The sequence below is a fragment of the Pedococcus sp. P3_C7 genome, from assembly GCF_056402615.1.
The window spans coordinates 59,304-78,774 of record NZ_JBFUHC010000012.1 but is presented as its reverse complement, the minus strand read 5'-3'; the positions used below and the strand labels follow the sequence as shown (position 1 = coordinate 78,774).

Below are 19,471 nucleotides of genomic sequence, written 5' to 3'. Positions count from 1 at the left end.
TTGACCTGCACACTTGTGACAACGAGAGGACGCACCATGTCTGAGCCCACCGAACCCACCAAGCCCCGCACGCCCAAGGGGGCAGCCAAGCAGCCCGGGGATCCTGTCGCGCCGGGTCCGGGACCGGAGACGGCGAGCGTGCCTCCCGCGCCCACCCAGCCACTGCCCGCCGTCTCCGCGGCAGAAGGAGCCGGTGCTGCCGGACCGGGTGCTCCGGGTGGCGCTGGGGCCGGGCACGGCGGTCCGGGAGCCCCGGGTGGCTACGCGCCCGGCGGTCCACCGCCGAGACGACCGGGTCTGTGGCGTCAGGCGACGTCCACGACCGGTGGGACCATCGCCGTGATCGTGGCCGGCTGCCTCGTTGCCCTGATGGTGCTCGCCCTCGTGGGCGTGGCAGGACTCGTCGCCGTGCGCGCCATCGGCCACGACGACCACGCGAACCGGATGGAGCGAGTCGGGGACGGGCGCGTGCTCCCGCCCGGGCAGCAGAAGAAGCTCGACCGGCTCCCGAAGGCGCCCGAGGCCCCGCGCGGACAGCGCAACGGTCAGGGTGGCAACGGCATGGGCAACGGCATGGGCAACGGCCTGGGTCCTCTCATGCGCGAGGCGATGGGGCTCGGCAACGTCCAGCACGGCGAGTTCACCGTCGAGGACAACGGCAAGACCACCGTCATGACGCTCCAGCGCGGTGAGGTGACCAAGGCCAGCTCCACCTCGATCACGGTCAAGAGCGCCGACAACTTCAGCGCCACCTATGCGATCGGCGCCGACACCCGTGGCCGGGCCACCACCGTCCAGGTCGGCGACTCGGTCCTCGTGGTCGCCGAGAAGACCGGTGCCAAGGCGGTCCTGGTGACCGGAACCCGCAACTGATCGTCCGCAGTCCCTCGGACGAGCCCCCGCGTAACGCCGCCGCTAGCGTGGGCGACGTGACCTTTCCCAGTGGTGAGCAGTGGACCCTTCGGCGCGGACGGCAGGAGGCGACCGTCGTCGAGGTGGGTGGCGGTCTGCGCACCTACCGCGTGGACGGCACCGACATCGTGGCCGGCTACGCGGACGACGAGGTATGCCGCGCCGGCCGCGGTCAGGTGTTGATGCCCTGGCCGAACCGGATCCGCGACGGGGTGTACTCCTTTGCCGGTGAAGACCACCAGCTCGGGCTGACCGAGGCGGTCCTGCGCAACGCCAACCACGGGCTGGTCCGGTGGGCCGTTTGGCAGCTGCACTGGCACAACGACGACTGGTCGGCGCTCACCGTGCGGACCCGACTGCACCCCCAGCCCGGCTGGGACGGCATCCTCGACCTGAGCGTCAACTACGTCCTCGACGAGGAGGGCTTGACCGTCAGCGTCCACGCCACCAACGTCGGCGCGACTGCGGCTCCGTTCGGCTTCGGGGCGCACCCCTACATCGCCCTCGGTGACACTCCGCTGGCCGAGGTCGAGCTGGCCATTCCCGCAGCCCGCGAGGTGCTGGTCGACGACCGGCTGATCCCGACCGGCACCGCACCCGTGCGTCCCGATCTGGACTTCCGGACTGCTCGCTCGCTGGGCACGACCGAGCTGGACACCGCGTTCACCGACCTGTCGCGGTCCACGACCTCAGGAGCTTGGGAGGTCGTCGTCGGCGGGCTCGAGAACGGCGAGGTGACCGTGTGGGGCGACGAGTCGCTGAACTGGGTGCAGGTGTTCACCGCCAAGGGCCGGGACACGGGGGTCGACGGCGTCCGCGGCATCGCCGTCGAACCCATGTCGTGCCCCGCGAACGCCTTCAACTCCGGCGAGGGACTGGTCGTCCTGGAGCCTGGTCAGTCCTGGTCGGCCCAGTGGGGCATCGAGCCAGCCGTGCTCAGCTGACGGCGCCTGCGCCCGCTGCTGGACCCGTGGGCGCCGGATCGTCCTGGAGACCGTGTGGACCCGTGGGCGCCGGATCTTCCTCGAGGCCGTTGACGAGCGGGGTGATCCTGCGTTCGACCGCGAAGGCCAGCACCACCATGAGCGCGCACCCCACCACGATCATGGCGATGAAGGCCGCCGACCAGCGATGGTTCAGCATGAAGCCGGCGACCACGGGGCCCAGGATCGTGCCGGCCTGGAAGGCGCCCGCGTTGACGGCGTTGTAGCGGCCGCGGAGGTGGTCGGGAGCCATGTCGTTGGTGATGGCCGGGATGGTCGGCTGGAGCAGGGTCTCGCCGAGGGCGAAGGTCGCGTGGAAAGCAAGGACGCCGGCCGCAGCCGCGACGCTCCCAGGAGCGAACCCGGTCAGCCCGAGGACCACCCACGCCAGGGCCCACAGGGCAGACATGCCGATCAGCACCCGAGTACGCCTGCGCCCGGTGATGCGCTTGAGGACGTAGAACTGCAGGCCGACGATGACGGCCGTGTTGACGGCGAAGGCGAACCCGATGACGCTCGTCGACACCTGGCTGACCTGACGGGCGAACGCGGGGAAGCCAGCCTCCATCTGGCCGTAACCGATGAACACCCCGAGGAAGGTCAGCAGCGTGACCCACACGACGGCGGGGTTGCGCAGGATCGTGAGGTAGGAGCCCGCCGCTGCCGTCTCGCCCTCGGGCTTCTCGGCGCGACCGTGGACGTGGCGCAGGGGCCCGAGGAGCAGCCCGATCGGCACCAGCATCGACACTGCGTCGGCCAGGAAGATCACGGTGAACGTGGACGGGTTGGCCACGTCGGCGTAGAGGCCGCCGATCACCCCGCCCAGTCCGATGCCGAGGTTGACCAGGGCGAAGTTGATCCCGAAGTACTGCTGACGCGCAGTCCCGGTCGTGATAGCCGCGACGAGGGCGTTGAAGGCAGGCCAGGACACCCCGAAGTTGAACCCGAGGAAGACGAAGGCCAGCGCCACCACGAGCGGGGTGGTCGCGAACGCGAGGATCACGCAGCCGACGATCTGTGCCCCGGTGCCCCACAGCAGCATCCGGCGCGCCCCGAGCCGGTCGGTCAACGCGCCGCCCGGCCCGGTGACGACGAGCGCGACCAGGGCGATGAACGCCATCAGCAGGCCGGCCAGGTCGAGCGAGATGCCGCGGACCTCGTGCAGGTAGATCACCGTGAACGGCAGGGTCAGCCCGCGACCGAGGGTCTGCACCGCCACGGTCGAGAGCAGCCACCGACCCTCGACCGGCAGCTCCGCCCAGAACTGGCGCAACCCGGGCTGGCTCGACGTGGACGACTCACTCACCGGACGATCCTCCCGCACTCCACCGACAGCCCGACACCGGTTATTCGGGCCGTCGTCCGGCGCGTCGTCGGGCAGGCGGCCACCAGCGAGCACGCGGTGAGCACGCGGCATACCGAAGAAAGGATTTGGACCCACCCGATAGCCTTTGAAGTGCGCATTGGCGCACCCCCAAAACTTTTCGAGGCAAGAGGAAGACAAGTGCCTACAGGCAAGGTCAAGTGGTACGACGCGGAGAAGGGCTTCGGCTTCATCTCCGACGACGACGGCAGCGACGTGTTCCTGCACGCGAACGCCCTCCCCGAGGGCGTCGCGACGCTCAAGGGCGGCGCGCGGGTGGAGTTCAGCGTGGCCGAGGGGCGGCGCGGCACCCAGGCGCTCGCCGTCACGCTGCTCGAAGCCGCGCCGACGGTCACCGCCGGCAAGCGCGAGGCGTCGCGCAAGTCCCCCGAGGACCTCGCCCCGCTGGTCGAGGACGCGATCAAGCTGCTCGACAACTCGTCGAACGCGCTGCGCCGCGGTCGTCGGCCCGAGAAGGACCACGCCACCAAGCTGGCCGCTGTCCTGCGGTTCCTCGCCGACCAGATCGAGCCCTGATGGCCACCAAGGACGACGCTGTCCTGGCCGCCGCCGAAGCTGTCGCCGTCGCCCGTGAGGCCGCCGAGTCGATCGCGGAGCGGGGCACGGTCGGTGAGCACCTCGGCATGCAGATGGAGGACGAGCGGCTGGCCACGCACTTCTTCGCGTGTGAGGCAGGCGCCTACCCGGGCTGGCGCTGGGCGATCACCGTCGCCCGCGTGCCGCGCGGCAAGGTCGCGACCGTGTGCGAGACGAACCTCGTGCCCGGCGAGGGCGCGTTGCTGTCGCCCGAGTGGCTCCCGTATGCCGAGCGCCTGGCTCCCGGGGACCTCAGCGCCGGCGACGTGCTCCCCTACAAGGAGGACGACCCCCTGCTCGAACCCGGGTTCGAGGCGACCGGCGACGAGGAGGTCGACGAGCTCGCGGCCTACGAGCTGGGTCTGGGCCGCAAGCGCGTCCTGTCCGCCGAGGGACGCGAGGCCGCTGCGCAGCGGTGGTACGAGGGCGAGAACGGCCCTCACGCCGACGTCGCGGAGAAGGCGCCCGCACCGTGCTCGACCTGCGGCTACTTCCTCCCGATGGCGGGTGCACTCCGGTCTTTTTTCGGCGTGTGCGCCAACGCCTGGTCACCTTCCGACGGTCGCGTCGTAAGTCTTGACCACGGCTGCGGCGCCCACTCCGAGGTCGACGCCGAGCCGGCCGAACCCATGCCGGTCGGCCAACCCATCATCGACGAGATCGCCTACGACCTCGTCTGACTGAGGCGCCGGCCGGCTACTGGGCGCCGGCGGCGTTGCCGCGACCGCGGCGCACGTACGAGAAGCCGATCAGCCCGAGCACGATGCCGGCCACCGGGACCCACGGCCACCAGTCGCGCTCGCCCTCGTGCAGGGCCGGCACGGCGAGGATGACGGCCAGTGCGAGGACCCAGCCGAGCTGCGCCCAGACGACGATCCGGGCGGTGCTGACGGCCAGCGGCTGCAGCTCCTCACCGGGACCGTCGGGGGTGGGGTGCGACTCGCTCATGCCGGGCAGCCTATCTTTCACGACGACGTGACAGTCAGGCCCTACTCTGCTGCCCATGGCCAAGCCCACCACGAAGTCTGCGGCACCGCAGCGCCCGTCCCCGAAGTCCCCGTCGTCCGGAGGGCTCGACGGCTTCTTCCGGATCACCGAGCGTGGCTCCACCCTCAGCCGCGAGGTCCGCGGTGGGCTCGTCACGTTCTTCACGATGGCGTACATCGTTGTCCTCAACCCGCTGATCATCGGCACCCAGCAGGATGGCTCGGGACAGTTCCTCGGTGGCGGTGACATCGTCAAGGCGCAGACCCTGGTCGCGGCCGGGACCGCGCTCATCGCCGGCGTGATGACCCTGCTCATGGGTGTCGTCGCGAACTACCCGCTCGCCCTCGCCACCGGTCTCGGGCTCAACGCGTTCGTGACGTTCGGCATCGCCAAGCTGCCCGAGATGACCTGGGCCGACGCGATGGGCCTGGTCGTCATGGAGGGTGTCATCATCCTGGTGCTCGTGCTGACCGGCTTCCGCCAGGCTGTGTTCCGGGCGATCCCGGCCCAGCTCAAGACCGCGATCTCGGTCGGCATCGGCCTGTTCATCACGATCATCGGTCTCGTCGACGCCGGGTTCGTCCGCCGCACCGGCGTCGGGCCCGTCCCGGTCGAGCTCGGCATCTCCGGAAACCTCAACGGCTGGCCGCTGCTGGTCTTCGTCATCGGCGTGCTCGCGATCATCGTGATGATGGTCCGCAAGGTGAAGGCCGCCATCCTCTACGGCATCCTCGGTGGCACGGTCCTGGCGATCATCGTCGAGGCGATCGGCAACATCGGCGGCCAGTTCGACAACACGGGCAAGTTCGTCAACCCGGCCGGCTGGGGGCTGAACGTCCCCGCGCTGCCGGACCAGATCGTCGACGTCCCCGACTTCTCGCTGCTCGGCAACTTCAACCTGCTCGGCTCGTTCGACAAGCTCGGCTTCGTCGCGGCGCTGCTGCTCGTCTTCACGCTCCTGCTCGCCGACTTCTTCGACACCATGGGCACGATGGTCGCCGTCGGTGCCGAGGGTGGCCTGCTCGACAAGGACGGCAACCCGCCGAACTCCGACAAGATCCTGCTCGTCGACTCCGTCGCCGCGATCGCCGGTGGCGCGGGCTCGGTCTCGTCCAACACGTCCTACATCGAGTCGGCGGCAGGGGTCGGCGAAGGCGCCCGGACCGGTCTGGCCTCGGTCGTCACCGGGGTGATGTTCCTGCTCGCGACCTTCCTGGCGCCCCTGGTGAAGGTCGTGCCCTACGAGGCGGCGACCCCGGCCCTGGTCGTCGTGGGCTTCCTGATGATGCAGCAGGTCAAGGGCATCGACTGGGACGACCTCGACATCGCCATCCCGGCCTTCCTCACCATCGTCCTGATGCCGTTCACCTACTCGATCACCGTCGGCATCGGCGCGGGCTTCGTCGTCTACACCCTCATCAAGGTGGTGCGTGGCAGGGCGAGCGTGATCCACCCGCTGCTGTGGACCGTGTCCGCCCTGTTCGTCATCTACGGCCCCGTGAGGGGGCCACGCGGCATACCTGCGTCTGGGCCTTGGGAGCTGTCCGGAAGGGTGATCGAAATACTTAGCACAGGTAATGAGTTATGCTAAGTATCGACCTGAGGAGGAACAGATGACCCCACCCGCCGCACGCTCACGCCGCGCTGGCGATGCCGGGCTCTCGCCTTCTGCGATCTATGCCCTCGCCGGCGAGCTCCGACTCGCCTGCATGCGCATCTCGCGCCGAGTGCGGTTCGAGAGCACGGATGTCGTTGCACCGCACCAGTTCTCGGTGCTCTGCCGCCTGCAGGAGGCGCCGCGCACACCGAGTGAGCTCGCAGAGATCGAGAAGGTGAGCGGACCCAGCATGACCCGCACCGTCGCGGCCCTCGTCGAGCGCGGGCTCGTCGCGCGCACCGACGACCCCGCCGACCGACGCCAGGTGATCCTGTCGCTCACGAGCGAGGCGACCACGCTGCTGAAGGACATCCGCCGCAAGCGCGACGCCTGGATGTCGGTGCGCGTCGGCCACCTCACCCCCGCCGAGCAGGACGTGCTGCGGCAGGCGTCGGCCATCCTCACCCGGGTGGCCAACGAGTGAGCCCCACCTTCTCCTCGCTGGGCGTCCGCAACTACCGCATCTATGCCACGGGTGCGTTCATCTCCAACATCGGCACCTGGATGGGCCGGGTCGCCCAGGACTGGCTGGTCCTGACCGAGCTGACCAACCACTCGTCGACGGCGCTCGGCATCGTCACCGGGCTGCAGTTCCTGCCCTTCCTGCTGCTCGCCCCCTGGGCCGGGATGATCGCGGACCGCTATCCGAAGCGGCGGATCCTGGCTGTCACCCAGACGTCGCTCGCGCTGTCGTCCCTTGCCCTCGGTCTGCTCGTCGTGACCGGGACCGCCCAGCTCTGGATGGTCTACGGCATCGCGCTGTTCACCGGGATTGCCACCGCCGTCGACAACCCGGCCCGCCAGACCTTCGTGTCCGAGATGGTGCCGCGTGACCGGCTGGCGAACGCGGTCTCCCTCAACAGTGCCTCGTTCAATGCCGGGCGGCTGGTCGGTCCCGGTGTCGCGGGCCTGACGATCGCGGCGTTCGGCACGGGCTGGACGCTGCTGCTCAACACGCTGACCTTCGTGGCCGTGCTGGTCGCCCTGGCATCGATGCGCGTCGGCGAGCTGCGTCCTGCGCCCGCCCTCGCCCGAGGCAGCGGCGCCATCCGTGAGGGGCTCGCCTACGTGCGCAGCCGACCCGACCTCCAGCTCGTGATGGCGCTGGTCTTCGTGCTCGGCACCTTCGGGATGAACTTCCAGATCACCACGGCGCTGATGGCCACCAAGGAGTTCGGCAAGGGCCCGCAGGAGTACGGCCTGCTCGGCTCGATCATGGCGATCGGCTCCCTGACGGCCGCGCTGCTCTCGGCCCGTCGGGCCAGGCCGCGGCTGCGAATCCTGCTCGTCGCGCTCGTGGGCTTCACGATCGCGAGCGGGCTGGCGGCGAGCGCTCCGACCTACCCGTTGTTCGCCCTCGCCCTGATCCCCGTGGGACTCACGGCGCTGACGGCCCTGACGACGGCGAACGCGATGGTCCAGCTCAGCGTGGATCCCGCCATGCGCGGGCGGGTGATGGCGCTCTACATGGCCATCTTCATGGGGGGCACGCCGCTCGGAGCACCACTCATCGGGTGGATCGGTGACGTCGCGGGCCCGCGCTGGACGATCGGCATCGGCACCATCGCCGTCGGGCTCATGCTGGTGGCGGTGTCCATCCGCACCGCCAGGCGCGAGAATGTCCAGGTGACCTACGAGTCCCAGCGTCGCCCTCGCATCAGGATCCGCACGCTCCCGCAGCCCGAGGTCTCCGAACCCGTCCCCGAGGCCGTCCGGTGACGCCGCTCTTCCGTCGGCGCGTGACTATCGCCGTCCTCGTCATCGTGGTCACCGTGGCAGTCGTCGCCAGCCTCGCCGGCACCTTCCGCTGACCGCCCGATCGGGGGGGTATGCCGTGTGGGGACCACGCGCCCAGCTCCCGACGTGTTGCGCGCAGATCGTCACGGGAGGGCTGAAATGGGGGTCCGGTGACCACCAGGCGGCAACAAGTCCCGACGGGCCGGGACGTGTTGCGCGCAGGTCGTCACGGGAGGGCTGGGATGGGGGTCCGGTGACCACCAGGCGGCAACAAGTCCGGACGGCCGGGACTTGTTGCGCGCGGATCGTCACGGGAGGGGCGAAATGGGGGTCCGGTGACCACCTGGCGGCAACAAGTCCCGACGGGCCGGGACTTGTTGCGCGCAGATCGTCACGGGAGGGCTGGAATGGGGGTCCGGTGACCACCTGGCGGCAACAAGTCCCCGCGGGTGCTGAGCGGTCCGGTCAGTGCAGCGTGCGGAGGACTCAGTGCAGCTTGCAGAGGACCGTGACGCCGAGGAGGTTGACCACCGGGTCGTAGCCGGTGGGGCACTTGCCGTTGACGGGCAGCACCTCCAGGGGCAGCGGCGCGGGCGTCGAGCTGCTGGGGCTGGGGGACGGCGTCGGGCTCGGCGCGGGGGTGCTGCCGGTGACGCCACCCACCACTCCGCCGACGGCACCGCCCACGGTGCCCACGACGCCACCGCCCGCGCTGGGCGAGGGCTGCGGAACCGGCGAGGCGGAGCCGCCGCCCGAGCCCGCCGAACCACCGGAACCGGGCTTCGCCGCTGTCGCCGAGCCGCCCTTGCCGGGGGTCGCGGCTGCGGGCTGTGACGCCCTGGCGGGGTCGTAGGTCGCCATCGTCTGGGGTTCACCCGACGGGAGGTAGGGCGAGCCGCTGCGTTGCGCCTCGGACAGGTCGGAGCCCGGGAGCACGGTGTAGCCACCGCGGTAGCCGGCTGCGATCGCCAGCACCTGGTCGGCGTAGGCATCGCTGTGGTTGTAGCGCAGCACGGCCGAGCGGGCACCGGAGTCGGTGCTGAGGTCGCCAGGACCCGAGCACAGGTAGACGGCGGTCGCCGTGGCAGCGTCGGCCATGTTCTGCGGGTCCTTGCGACCGTCACCGTTGGCGTCGACGCCGACGACGCGCCAGGTGCCGGGGATGAACTGCATCGGGCCGACCGCGCGGTCCCAGGTCACGTCACGGTCGTACGAGCCGCCGTCGCTGTCGCTGATCGCGGCGGTGTTGTTCTGGCCATTGAGGGGTATGCCGTAGATGCCGGGACGCACGGTGCCGTCGCGGTCGATGCCGTTGCCGCCGTAGCGGCCGTGGTTGGACTCGACCTTCCCGATCGCGGCGATCAGGGCCCAGTCGATGCGGCACTCGGCGTCGGCGGCGTCGACGATCGTGGCGGCACGACGGTAGGCCTCGAGGGCAGCGGCGGGGATGCCGTTGGCGCTCATCGAGGCAGGCAGGCCCGCCGACTGGGCGAACGGGGTGGGCTCGGCCTCCGGGGGTGCCGGCAGCTCGGGGAGCCGCGGGGCATCGAGGCCGGTGAGCGGTTCGCCGGGCACGGTGACGACGGGGGTGTTGTCGGCAACGATGTCGGTCGCGGGCTGGCCACCGGTGGCCGCCAGCGCCACTCCGGCGCCGATCAGGGCGAGCGCGGGCACACCTCCTGCGATCTTGCGCCACGGCAGTCGCGTCGTGCGTGTCATCGTTCGGCTCCTCGACATCGTTGTCCACCTTGCGGTGTCCCACCCCAGGGGTTATGTGGGGTTCAACGAGGGTCTGGAGCCGAGGTTACGCGAGCGTCGTCCGCAGAGGGCTTACTGGGCAGTAAATCAGCCCACAACGTGCTCAATGCACGCAATAAGGGCCGACACGTCCTCAGGGTCCACCGCGGGGAACGTCGCCACACGCAGCTGGTTGCGACCGAGCTTGCGGTAGGGCTCCACGTCGACCACGCCGTGGGCACGCAGGGTCTTGGCGACGGCGGCCGCGTCGACCTCATCGGCGAAGTCGATCGTCGACACCACCTGCGAGCGGGCGGCCGGGTCGGTGACATAGGGCGAGGTGTATGCCGTGCGCTCGGCCCAGTCGTAGAGGCGTCCGCTCGAGTCGGCGGTGCGCTTCACGGCCCACTCGAGCCCGCCCTGACCGTTGATCCAGTCGATCTGCGAGCGCAGCAGGGCCAGGGTGCCCAGCGCGGGGGTGTTGTAGGTCTGGTTGAGGCGGCTGTTGGACACGGCGGTCGGCAGGCTGAAGAAGTCGGGCACCCAGCGACCGGACGCGGCGATCTCGTCCACCCGGGCGAGCGCGGCCGGGGAGAAGGCGGCCAGCCAGAGGCCACCGTCGGCCGCGAAGCACTTCTGCGGGCCGAAGTAGTAGACGTCGGTCTCGGCCACGTCCACGGGCAGCCCGCCGGCGCCGGACGTGGCGTCGATGAGCACGAGCGCGCCCTCGTCGGCACCCTCGACGCGCTTGACGGGAGCCATCACCCCGGTGGAGGTCTCGTTGTGCGGCCAGGCGTAGACGTCGACGCCGGCTTCGGCGCGGGCCGTGGCGAGGCTGCCCGGGTCGGCCTTGATGATCGTGGACTCGCCGAGGAAGGGAGCGTTGTTGGTCACGCTGGCGAACTTGGCGGAGAACTCGCCGAACGCCAGGTGCTGCGCGCGCTCGCGGACCAGGCCGAAGGCCGCGATGTCCCAGAACGCGGTCGACCCACCGTTGCCGAGGATGATCTCGTAGCCCTCGGGCAGGCTGAACAGGTCGGACAGCCCCTCACGGACGGCGCCCACGAGGTTCTTCACCGGAGCCTGGCGGTGCGAGGTGCCGAGCAGGGTGGTGCCCAGTCCGGCGAGGTACTCGACCTGCTCGGGGCGCACCTTCGATGGCCCGGAGCCGAAGCGGCCGTCCTTGGGCAGCAGGTCGGCGGGGATGGTGGGCGTCGCGGTGGCGGCAGTGTCGGTCACGGCGTCAGTGTCTCATCCCGTCCCGAGGCGTGGGACGTGAGGTCCACCACCCGGACTACCACCAAGGCACGGTAGGCCGCCCGCTGGCCGAGCAACGCGGCATACCCCGCCGTGAGATGCGAAATGGGCCTGCGCATTCGTGCAGGCCCATTTCGCATTTCTGCAACCACGTATCAGGCTCGGCGCGACGCCGGACGACGCGTCAGGCGCGGTAGCCGGAGACGGCGTCCAGGCCGCGGGGAGCCTCGCCGATGTAGCGCGAGCTGGGCCGGATCAGCCGACCGGTCTTCTTCTGCTCGAGGATGTGCGCCGACCAGCCGGCGGTGCGCGCCGCGGCGAACAGCGGGGTCATCATCGCGCCGGGGACCTCGGCGAAGTCGAGCAGCACCGCGGCCCAGTAGTCGACGTTGGTCTCCAGCACCCGGTCGGGCTGGCGCTCGCGCAGCTCGGCCAGGGCAGCCTGTTCGAGCTCGAGGGCCACCGTGAAGCGAGGCGCGCCGAGGCGCTCGCAGGTGTCGCGCAGCACGGCGGCGCGGGGGTCGTAGGCGCGGTAGACGCGGTGGCCGAAGCCCATCAGCCGCTCACCACGGTCGAGCACACCCTTGACGTAGGCCCGGGCGTCACCGCTGCGCTCCACGCCCTCGATCATGTGCTGCGCGCGCGACGGGGCTCCACCGTGAAGGGGGCCGGACAGGGCGCCGATCGCGCCGGACAGGCACGCGGCCACGTCGGCACCGGTCGAGGCGATGACGCGCGCGGTGAACGTCGAGGCGTTCATGCCGTGCTCGGCGGCGGAGATGAAGTAGGCGTCGATCGCCTCGACGTGCTTGGGGTCGGGCTCGCCGCGCCAGCGGATCATGAACCGGTCGACGATCGTGCGCCCCTCGTCGACGCGACTCTGCGGCACCATCGGCGACCCCTGCCCGTGGGCGGACTGCGCGATGAACGACAGCGCCATCACCGAGGCGCGGGCCAGGTCCTCACGGGCCTGCGCGGCGTCGATGTCGAGCAACGGCTTGAAACCCCACAACGGGGCGAGCTGGGCCAGTGCGGACTGCACGTCGACCCGGATGTCGCCGGAGTGCACGGGCAGCGGGAACGGCTCGGCCGGCGGCAGCCCCGGGTCGAACTCGTTGTCGACCAGCAGACCCCACACCTGCCCGAAGCTGACCGTGCCGACGAGTTCCTTGAGGTCGACGCCGCGGTAGCGCAGCGAGCCGCCTTCCTTGTCGGGTTCGGCGATCTCTGACTCGAAGGCGATGACGCCCTCGAGGCCCGGCTTGAAGTCGCTGTCGGACATCGGTGTCCTCTCGGCCTTGGGGGGAAGGTGGGGCGACCTTGGTGTGGCGCCCGGTTACCTACTGGCTGGTTCATTCTGCACTGTCGGGGTGATGGGCCACTATGGCGCAGTGCTGACAGCCGACACCGACTACGACGGCGAGGTGTTCACCGAGGACCTGACCGGGTCCGCGGCGGGCGGCTCGCGATTCCTCGAGTGCACCTTCCAGCGGTGCGACCTCAGCGAGCTGCGCGCCCCACGCTCGCGGTTCTCCGAGTCCAGCCTGTATGCCGTGCACGGAGCGGGCGTCGACCTCGCCGAGTCGTCGTGGAGCGACTGCCTCGTGCAGGGAGCCCGGCTCGGTGCCGTGGCGATGTACGGGGCGGAGCTGTCCCGAGTGCGGTTCGAGGGCTGCAAGATCGAGTTCCTCAACCTGCGTGGGGCCCGGCTTCGCGACGTCGCCTTCGTCGACTGCCAGCTCGTGGAGGCCGACTTCGCCGACGCCACGCTCACCTCGGTCACGTTCGAGGGGTCGCGGCTGGTGTCGCCGGACTTCACCAAGGGAACCTTCAAGGACGTCGACCTGACCGGGGCCGAGGTGGCCGGCCCGCGTGGTGTGTCGGGACTGCGGGGCGCGACCGTCTCGGCGCTGCAGCTGATCGACCTCGGGCCCGCGCTCGCCGCCGAGCTGGGCATCAAGGTCGCCGACTAGCGGGGCGGAGTGCCTGTCTGCCCGCGGCCGGCGGAAATCAACCCGATGAGGGAGTCGTCTGCTCCGCCGCCGGGCCACACTCGCCGTGTGAACAGGACGGCCGCCACGGGTGCCACGCTGGTCCGGACCGGGCTCGGGCCGGTCGAGGTGGCCGTGTGGGGCAGCTCAGACCGGGGGAGTGCCGAACGGTGGAGTGCGGAACGGCACGTCCTGCTCTTCCCGGGAGGCCACTGCTCGGCGAGGACTCCGCTCGGGCAGGACGTCTACCAGGAGCTCGGTTACCAGGTCGTGACGGTCAGCCGGCCCGGGTACGGCGCGACCGGAGTCGGCGACCTGACCGCCGCCCAGTTCGTCCCTGCGGTCGTCGACGTCGCGGCAGCCCTGGGGGTCAGTCGGTTCGACGCGGTCGTCGGTGTCTCCTTCGGCGGGCTGCAGGCGCTCCACACGGCCGTCGCCACGGAGCTCGCCGACCGCCTCGTCCTCCACAGCTGCGCGCCGTCGAGGCTCGTCTTCCCCGACACGAAGCGGGACCGGGCGATGGCCACGGTGGTGTTCGGCCCTCGGGTCGAGCGGGCCACGTGGGCCGCAACCAGGGCGATGGTGCGGACCGACCGGGGACTGCGACTCATGATGGGCGAGCTGTCCACGCTGCCCGTCCGTGAGTGGTTCGACGCGTGGTCGCCCAAGCAGCGCGAGCAGGCGCGGGCGACCCTGCTGTCGATGGGTTCGGGCAGGGGCTTCGTCCTCGACGTCGCCCAGGGTCGCGAGTCGTCCTCGTCCGAGCGTGAGCGGGTCCAGCGCTCCGTCAGCGTGCCCACGCTGGTCACCGCGTCGCGAACGGACGGGGGAGCGGCCTTCGCGCACGCGCTCGACTTCGAGGCGACCATCACGGGCAGCACGCTGGTCGAGACTGGCGCCTTCAGCCACTTCGCGTGGATCGGCCCCTCGCGCAGCATCCTGCTCGAGAGCCTCCGCGCGTTCCTCGCTGCGCGGTCCGCAGGCGGCTGACCGCCGCGCAGGCGGCTGACCGCCGCGCAGGCGGCGGGTTCGACGGTGGAGCGGGCTCTGTCTAGGCCTTCCTGGCCAGGCGCTTGTCGCGGACGGACATCGCGTTGCCGTTGGTGCGGACCTCGAACAGCTCAGTCGCCTTGATCAGCTTGCTCAACGAGGCGTACCCGTGGTTGCGGGAGTCGAAGGACGACTGGTTCGAGATGCGGTTGCCCACTTCGGCCACGCTGGCCCACCCGTCGTCGTCGGCGGCCCGGGACACGGCATTGCGCAGCAGCCGCACCAGGCCCGCGTCCTGGCGCAGCTCGGTCGTCGTCTTGCGTGCCGGCGCGGCAGCGCCCTTGCGCAGGGCCGCAGCCTTCTTCACGGCTGCCTTCTTCGTTGTCGCCTTGGTGGCCGTCGCCTTGCTCGCGGGGCCTGTGGCTCCGGGTTCGGGCTCGGGTTCGCGGAGGACTGTGCCGTTGGGAGCAGCGTCCGTGATGGCGGTCGCGTCGCCCACCTCCTCGGGCTCAGCGAGCTGGTCGAGGAAGAGGAACTTGGTGCACGCCGAGCGGAACGGCTCAGGCGTCTTGCGCTCGCCGAACCCGTAGACCGCCGCCCCCTTCTCGCGCAGGTGCATGACCAATGGTGTGAAGTCGGCATCCGACGAGACGATCCCGAACGCCTCGGGGTGGTCGTTGTACAGCAGCGCCATCGCGTCGACGACCATCGCCATGTCGCTGGCGTTCTTGCCGCGGCTGTAGTCGTACTGCTGCATCGGCCGGATTGCCCGTGGATGCAGCACGTCGGCCCAGGGTCGCAGCCCGGCCTTGGTCCAGTTGCCGTAGGCGCGGCGGATGCTGGTCTCGCCGTAGGCGCTGAGCTCGTTGAGGATCAGGTCGATCTTCGTCGCCGAGGAGTTGTCGGCGTCGATGAGCAGGGCGATCCGGGCGCGGGGGTCCATGGGGCCCGACGCTACGGCACCCGGCGCCGCGAGCGTGGCCACGCGGCATACAGTCTCTTCGTGCCGCTGCTCCTGGACCTGACCCCGCTACGGAGCCACGCGGCATACCGGCGGCTGTATGTCGGGTTCACCCTCTCGAACGTGGGCTCGCAGCTGGCTGTCGTGGCCATCGGTCTGCAGGTCTACGAGATCACCAGATCGACTGCGGCGGTGGGGATCGTGGGGTTCTGCGCGCTGGTGCCGCTGGTGGTCATGGGCCTCTATGGCGGCACGCTCGTCGACCACTTCGACCGGCGCACCGTCGGCCTCATCGCCCAGGCGGTGGCGTTCGTCTCGAGCATCCTGTGCGCGCTTCAGGCCTGGCTCGGCAACACGCACGTGTGGGTGCTCTATGCGTTGGTGGCGTTGTGGAACGGCGCGTTCGCGGTCTCGTCACCGGCCCGCACCTCGATCTACCCGCGGATCCTGCCGCGCGACCTGCTGCCGGCGGCGAACGCCTTGTCCGTGTTCGCGATGAACGCGTCGATGTCCGTTGGACCGCTCATGGCCGGCTTCCTCGTCGACTGGGGCGGTTCCAAGGCGGCCTACACGACCGACGCGGTCATCACGACAGCCGCGCTCTGGGGGCTGGCCCGGCTGCAGCCCCTGCCCCCTGAGCCTGAGGAGGGGGCAGCCCCGAGCCGGCCCGGACTGCGGTCGGTTCTCGACGGATTCGCTTTCCTGGCAACGCGACCCAATGTGCGCATGACCTTCGTCGCCGACATCTGCGCGATGCTGCTGGCCCAGCCTCGGGTGCTGTTCCCGGCTGCCGGCGCAATCATCTTCGGAGGCGGGGCCAAGACGGTGGGGGCGCTGTCGGCGGCGGCGGCGGTGGGTGGGATCGTCGCCATGTTCTTCTCCGGCCGGCTCGGACACGTGCGTCGTCAGGGCCTGGCGATCCTGGTGTCGATCGTGGGCTGGGGCTTCGCCATCGCCGGCTTCGGGGCCGCCATGCTGGCGGCCGGTGGGGTGATGTCCAAGGGGGCGGCGCTGTGGCTCGGGCTGGTGGCCATGGCGGTGGCCGGCGCCTCGGACTCGGTGAGCGCCGTGTTCCGGACGACGATCCTGCAGGCCGCCACACCGGACCACCTGCGCGGGCGGCTGCAGGGCGTCTTCATCGTCGTGGTGGCGGGCGGGCCGAGGCTGGGTGAGATGGCGGGTGGCTTCCTCGCCAGCGGAATCGGCGAGGCGATGACCGCGGTCGTCGGCGGCCTCGCCTGTGTGCTCGCCATCGTCGTGCTGGGCCGGTTGCAGCCGGGCTTCGTGCGCTACGACGCCCGCCACCCCGTGCCCTAGCGCCTAGCCGTAACCCTTCCGCCGCATCTGTCCCCCCGGTGGGGTCCAACTTTCGGCCACTCGCCCGAAACTCCCGGCCCGCGCCGCCCGGTGGGGCCCAACTTTCGGCCACTCGCCCGAAACTCCGCTGCCGACCGCCAGTGGTGACTAGCCCGGGCCCCCGGGCGCGACCAGGCCCAGCTCGTAGGCAGCCACGACGGCCTGCACCCGGTCGCGGAGCCTGAGCTTCATCAGCACGTTCGACACGTGCGTCTTGACGGTGGCCTCGCCGAGGTAGAGATCTGCGGCGATCTCGGCGTTCGACAGTCCCCTCGCGATCAGGGTCAGCACGTCGCGCTCGCGCTCGGTCAGCGCGTCCAGCGCCGAGGAGCGGACGGTCCGCGGAGTGGGAGCGCCGGCGAACCGCTCGATGACCCGCAACGTCACCGACGGGTCCAGCAGACCACCCCCGGAGGCGACCGTCCGCACCGCTGCCACCAGCTGCTCCGGCGGCGACACCTTGAGGAGGAACCCGCTGACGCCGGAGCGCAGCGCCCCCTCGACGTACTCGTCCTCGCCGAACGTCGTCAGGATCACCACGCGCGTCTGCGGCCGGGCGGCCATCACCCGGCGAGCCGCCTCGATCCCGTCGAGCCTGGGCATGCGGACGTCCATCAGCACGACGTCCGGAGCCAGCTCGAGCGCGGCGGCTTCGGCGGCCTCACCGTCCCCGATCTCTCCCACGACCTCGATGTCGGGCTCGGCACTCAGCACCATGCGCAGCCCGACACGCACCATCGCCTCGTCGTCCACCAGCAGCACCCGGATGCTCACGACCCCTCCCTCACTGCCACTCCCGCGAGACCGGCAGCCGCACGTCGACCTCGAACCCTCCGCCGGGCACCGGCCCGACGGAGATGCTCCCGCCGAGCATGTCCACCCGCTCGCGCATGCCCACGATGCCGTGGCCGCCGTGGCCGCCGTGGCCGCCGTGGCCGCCGTGCGCCCCGTCCGCGGTGGTGGGGGTGTCCCGGTCGGTGACACCGGCGCGACCGGAGCCGCGCCCGTCGTCGGTCACGGTGAGGCGAACCACGGTGCCGTCGTTGACGACCCGCACGACAGCATGCGCTCCCGGTGCGTGCCGCAGGACGTTGCTGAGCGCCTCCTGGACGATCCGGTATGCCGCGGTGTCGAGCGCCTTGGGCAGCCCGTCGAGCGGGCCACTCACCTCGAGGGACACCTCCAGGCCGGTGGCGCGCACGTCGCCGACCAGGTCCTCCAGCCGGGCCAGCGCAGGGGGAGGGGCTCCGATGGCGGTATCACCCGGCTCGCGGAGGATGCCCACGGTGGCGCGGAGCTCCTCGACCGACTGACGGCCGAGCCGCTCGAGCCCCAGCATCACGTCGCGCTCCACGGGGTGGTCGACCAGCACTGCGTCGAGTTGGCGCCGCAGGCCGCCGAGCTGCAGCGTCATGACGCTGACCGAGTGCGCCACCGAGTCGTGGACCTCACGCGCGATGCGGGCCCGTTCCTCGACCACCGCGGCGCGAGCGCTGGCTTCGCGCTGCGCGTCGAGCTCCGTGGCGAGGGCGATGACCTGGCGGCTGCGCTCGCGCTCCCGCCGCACCAGGGTGCCGACCCACCAAGCCGGCACGAACACCGCGGGGAAGAAGACCGTGTCCCAGCCCAGTCCGTTGCGCAGGGCCTCGGTGGCGATGAACACCGCCACAGAGGCGACGGCGGCGATGCGGGACGTGCGCGGGGATGCCGCGAAGCCGGCATACGCCATGGCCACGAGCGAGGCGATGAGGCCGGCACCACCCGGGCCGGGGGCGCCGAGCAGGGTGGCGAGGGGATAGAAGCAGGCGACCACGACGGCACCGGCAACCGGCCAGCGGACGGCCACCAGGAAGCCGGCGGCGATGACTCCTGACGCGATGGCGAGGGCACCGAAGTGCGGCCGGAACTGGGGATCGGACCACGCTTCCACGAGACCGAGCAGGCCCAGGGCGACCGCGGCCACGACGGGCACCACGCGGTGGTCGCGGAGGGCGGCGGCTCGAGACATGGCGAAAACAGTAGGGCGCCCGCCGAGCACGCGTATCCCACTTGAGGAGGAGCGGCAGCGTGTCCAGCTCCGCCTCGAGGGGGAGGCGAAGACGGTCCCCCTCGACGGATCTGCGCTGAGGGGGACCGCCGGGACCGTTGGTGCAGCGCCGAGAGCCGGCGACGGCCCACGGGCCACCTCACGAAAAGGACACACCGTGACCACCACGACCCCACGGACCTCGCTCACCACCCGCGACCACACCACCCGCGACCGCACCACCCGCGACGAGACCACCGCCGACCACCCGCGCCGGGCGCCCGGTCGCGCGATGGCGGTCGCCGCCGGGATCGCCCTCGTCGCAGGCCCCCTGCTGTGGGCGGGTGGCATGTTCACCTCTCCGCCGCAGGAGAGCATGGCCGACGCCGACTACATCTCCTCGCTGACGCGGGACACGACGATGACGCAGATCTCGGCGCTGTTCCTGCACTACGGCAACCTCGTGATCGCCCTCGGCATCCTCGCCGGACCGAGCCTGGTGCGCGGCGCCCGCGGCCTGCGCCTCGCTGTCGCGGGAGCCCTCGCCACCGCCATCGGGTTCGCGAACGTATCGGGGATGGTCCTCAGCGACTGGTGGAACGCCTCCGCCGGCACGCACCTCAGCTCCGAGCAGGCTGTCGAGGTGTTCCGCGGCTTCAAGACCGGGTCGCTGCTGCCCTTCTGGGACGGCACCGAGCCGCTCAGCCTGGTGGGGCCGCTGCTCCTGCTGGCGGGCCTGGCCCGTGCGGGGGTCCTTGGCTGGTGGACCCTGGGGCTGATCGTCACCGGTGTCGCGGGGCTGATGGTCTTCGGCGCAACGAGCCCGCTCGTCGCCGCAGCCTGTGTGCTCGTCGGGTTCTCGCCGTTCGCGCTCGTCGGGCTGCGGCTGCTCCAGCGCAGCCGGCTCGCCTGAACCA

General features: G+C 70.8%; 19 protein-coding genes. 11 read left to right on the top strand and 8 right to left on the bottom strand.

Annotated elements, in window-relative coordinates:
• Nucleotides 1-36: 36 nt before the first annotated feature.
• Together AC1DS4_RS17165 and AC1DS4_RS17160 are read left to right on the top strand one after the other, a co-directional pair.
• Nucleotides 37-873, top strand: a complete 837-nt coding sequence (locus AC1DS4_RS17165) for a hypothetical protein (RefSeq protein WP_477633461.1) — start codon at nt 37-39, stop codon at nt 871-873.
• Between the two features lie 56 nt (nt 874-929).
• The gene (locus AC1DS4_RS17160; RefSeq protein ID WP_477633462.1) at nt 930-1,856 is read left to right on the top strand and encodes an aldose 1-epimerase family protein; all 927 of its coding nucleotides are present in this window, start codon (nt 930-932) and stop codon (nt 1,854-1,856) included.
• Here AC1DS4_RS17160 and AC1DS4_RS17155 read toward each other — a convergent pair.
• Complete coding sequence (locus tag AC1DS4_RS17155) at nt 1,849-3,201, bottom strand: MFS transporter (RefSeq protein ID WP_477633463.1); 1,353 nt, start codon at nt 3,199-3,201, stop codon at nt 1,849-1,851. The genes AC1DS4_RS17160 and AC1DS4_RS17155 overlap by 8 nt on opposite strands.
• A 198-nt stretch (nt 3,202-3,399) precedes the next feature.
• Here AC1DS4_RS17155 and AC1DS4_RS17150 point away from each other — a divergent pair, with 198 nt between their 5' ends.
• Both AC1DS4_RS17150 and AC1DS4_RS17145 read left to right on the top strand, forming a co-directional pair.
• Nucleotides 3,400-3,795 carry a cold-shock protein gene (locus tag AC1DS4_RS17150; protein ID WP_477615812.1) on the top strand — a complete coding sequence of 132 codons (396 nt, stop codon included), beginning with the start codon at nt 3,400-3,402 and terminating at the stop codon, nt 3,793-3,795.
• Complete coding sequence (locus tag AC1DS4_RS17145) at nt 3,795-4,535, top strand: DUF3027 domain-containing protein (RefSeq protein ID WP_477615811.1); 741 nt, start codon at nt 3,795-3,797, stop codon at nt 4,533-4,535. The genes AC1DS4_RS17150 and AC1DS4_RS17145 overlap by 1 nt, the downstream gene beginning before the upstream one ends.
• A gap of 16 nt (nt 4,536-4,551) precedes the next feature.
• On the opposite strand, the gene AC1DS4_RS17140 is transcribed toward AC1DS4_RS17145, so the two are convergent.
• A complete protein-coding gene (locus tag AC1DS4_RS17140) occupies nt 4,552-4,803 on the bottom strand; it encodes a DUF2530 domain-containing protein (protein ID WP_477615810.1) in 252 nt (83 codons plus the stop codon).
• Between the two features lie 55 nt (nt 4,804-4,858).
• Between AC1DS4_RS17140 and AC1DS4_RS17135 the strand changes: the two genes are divergently transcribed.
• From AC1DS4_RS17135 to AC1DS4_RS17125, 3 genes are read left to right on the top strand one after another with little or no spacing between them, the layout of a single operon-like run.
• Nucleotides 4,859-6,433: an NCS2 family permease gene (locus tag AC1DS4_RS17135; protein WP_477646082.1), complete on the top strand. Its 1,575-nt coding sequence runs from the start codon at nt 4,859-4,861 to the stop codon at nt 6,431-6,433.
• 22 nt (nt 6,434-6,455) lie between these two features.
• Entirely contained in the window at nt 6,456-6,923 is a 468-nt protein-coding gene (locus AC1DS4_RS17130) for a MarR family winged helix-turn-helix transcriptional regulator (protein WP_477615808.1), read from the top strand.
• Nucleotides 6,920-8,218, top strand: coding sequence for an MFS transporter (locus AC1DS4_RS17125; RefSeq protein ID WP_477615807.1), 1,299 nt, complete (start codon nt 6,920-6,922; stop codon nt 8,216-8,218). Before AC1DS4_RS17130 ends, AC1DS4_RS17125 begins: the two co-directional genes overlap by 4 nt.
• Before the next feature lie 504 nt (nt 8,219-8,722).
• Here the strand turns inward: AC1DS4_RS17125 and AC1DS4_RS17120 are convergent.
• From AC1DS4_RS17120 to AC1DS4_RS17110, 3 genes are all read right to left on the bottom strand, one after another.
• The gene (locus AC1DS4_RS17120; protein WP_477633464.1) at nt 8,723-9,955 is read right to left on the bottom strand and encodes a lytic transglycosylase domain-containing protein; all 1,233 of its coding nucleotides are present in this window, start codon (nt 9,953-9,955) and stop codon (nt 8,723-8,725) included.
• A gap of 126 nt (nt 9,956-10,081) precedes the next feature.
• The gene (gene serC, locus AC1DS4_RS17115) at nt 10,082-11,212 is read right to left on the bottom strand and encodes a phosphoserine transaminase (protein ID WP_477633465.1); all 1,131 of its coding nucleotides are present in this window, start codon (nt 11,210-11,212) and stop codon (nt 10,082-10,084) included.
• A gap of 202 nt (nt 11,213-11,414) precedes the next feature.
• The gene (locus AC1DS4_RS17110; protein ID WP_477633466.1) at nt 11,415-12,512 is read right to left on the bottom strand and encodes a citrate synthase 2; all 1,098 of its coding nucleotides are present in this window, start codon (nt 12,510-12,512) and stop codon (nt 11,415-11,417) included.
• A 91-nt stretch (nt 12,513-12,603) separates the two neighbouring features.
• Between AC1DS4_RS17110 and AC1DS4_RS17105 the strand changes: the two genes are divergently transcribed.
• On the top strand, nt 12,604-13,203 hold the full coding sequence (locus AC1DS4_RS17105; RefSeq protein ID WP_477615803.1) for a pentapeptide repeat-containing protein: 600 nt from the start codon (nt 12,604-12,606) through the stop codon (nt 13,201-13,203).
• 87 nt (nt 13,204-13,290) lie between these two features.
• Nucleotides 13,291-14,211 (top strand): alpha/beta fold hydrolase, encoded by a 921-nt coding sequence (locus AC1DS4_RS17100; protein ID WP_477633467.1) that lies wholly within the window; start codon nt 13,291-13,293, stop codon nt 14,209-14,211.
• A gap of 61 nt (nt 14,212-14,272) precedes the next feature.
• Here the strand turns inward: AC1DS4_RS17100 and AC1DS4_RS17095 are convergent, their stop codons facing one another.
• Nucleotides 14,273-15,154, bottom strand: coding sequence for an NYN domain-containing protein (locus AC1DS4_RS17095; RefSeq protein ID WP_477615801.1), 882 nt, complete (start codon nt 15,152-15,154; stop codon nt 14,273-14,275).
• Nucleotides 15,155-15,214: 60 nt separating this feature from the next.
• Between AC1DS4_RS17095 and AC1DS4_RS17090 the strand changes: the two genes are divergently transcribed.
• Entirely contained in the window at nt 15,215-16,489 is a 1,275-nt protein-coding gene (locus AC1DS4_RS17090) for an MFS transporter (RefSeq protein ID WP_477633468.1), read from the top strand.
• A 147-nt stretch (nt 16,490-16,636) separates the two neighbouring features.
• Here the strand turns inward: AC1DS4_RS17090 and AC1DS4_RS17085 are convergent, their stop codons facing one another.
• Nucleotides 16,637-17,302, bottom strand: a complete 666-nt coding sequence (locus AC1DS4_RS17085; RefSeq protein ID WP_477615799.1) for a response regulator — start codon at nt 17,300-17,302, stop codon at nt 16,637-16,639.
• A gap of 10 nt (nt 17,303-17,312) precedes the next feature.
• Nucleotides 17,313-18,536 carry a sensor histidine kinase gene (locus tag AC1DS4_RS17080; protein WP_477633469.1) on the bottom strand — a complete coding sequence of 408 codons (1,224 nt, stop codon included), beginning with the start codon at nt 18,534-18,536 and terminating at the stop codon, nt 17,313-17,315.
• 196 nt (nt 18,537-18,732) lie between these two features.
• Here AC1DS4_RS17080 and AC1DS4_RS17075 point away from each other — a divergent pair, with 196 nt between their 5' ends.
• On the top strand, nt 18,733-19,467 hold the full coding sequence (locus tag AC1DS4_RS17075; protein ID WP_477624318.1) for a hypothetical protein: 735 nt from the start codon (nt 18,733-18,735) through the stop codon (nt 19,465-19,467).
• The last annotated feature ends 4 nt before the right edge of the window (nt 19,468-19,471 follow it).

Excerpts from the sequence above, each read along its gene's own strand:
- AC1DS4_RS17165 (WP_477633461.1), top strand. The coding sequence starts at position 37 with ATGTCTGAGCCCACCGAACCCACCAAGCCCCGCACGCCCAAGGGGGCA.
- AC1DS4_RS17145 (WP_477615811.1), top strand. The coding sequence starts at position 3,795 with ATGGCCACCAAGGACGACGCTGTCCTGGCCGCCGCCGAAGCTGTCGCC.
- AC1DS4_RS17140 (WP_477615810.1), bottom strand. The coding sequence starts at position 4,803 with ATGAGCGAGTCGCACCCCACCCCCGACGGTCCCGGTGAGGAGCTGCAG.
- AC1DS4_RS17135 (WP_477646082.1), top strand. The coding sequence starts at position 4,859 with ATGGCCAAGCCCACCACGAAGTCTGCGGCACCGCAGCGCCCGTCCCCG.
- AC1DS4_RS17130 (WP_477615808.1), top strand. The coding sequence starts at position 6,456 with ATGACCCCACCCGCCGCACGCTCACGCCGCGCTGGCGATGCCGGGCTC.
- AC1DS4_RS17120 (WP_477633464.1), bottom strand. The coding sequence starts at position 9,955 with ATGACACGCACGACGCGACTGCCGTGGCGCAAGATCGCAGGAGGTGTG.
- AC1DS4_RS17110 (WP_477633466.1), bottom strand. The coding sequence starts at position 12,512 with ATGTCCGACAGCGACTTCAAGCCGGGCCTCGAGGGCGTCATCGCCTTC.
- AC1DS4_RS17105 (WP_477615803.1), top strand. The coding sequence starts at position 12,604 with ATGGGCCACTATGGCGCAGTGCTGACAGCCGACACCGACTACGACGGC.
- AC1DS4_RS17095 (WP_477615801.1), bottom strand. The coding sequence starts at position 15,154 with ATGGACCCCCGCGCCCGGATCGCCCTGCTCATCGACGCCGACAACTCC.
- AC1DS4_RS17080 (WP_477633469.1), bottom strand. The coding sequence starts at position 18,536 with ATGTCTCGAGCCGCCGCCCTCCGCGACCACCGCGTGGTGCCCGTCGTG.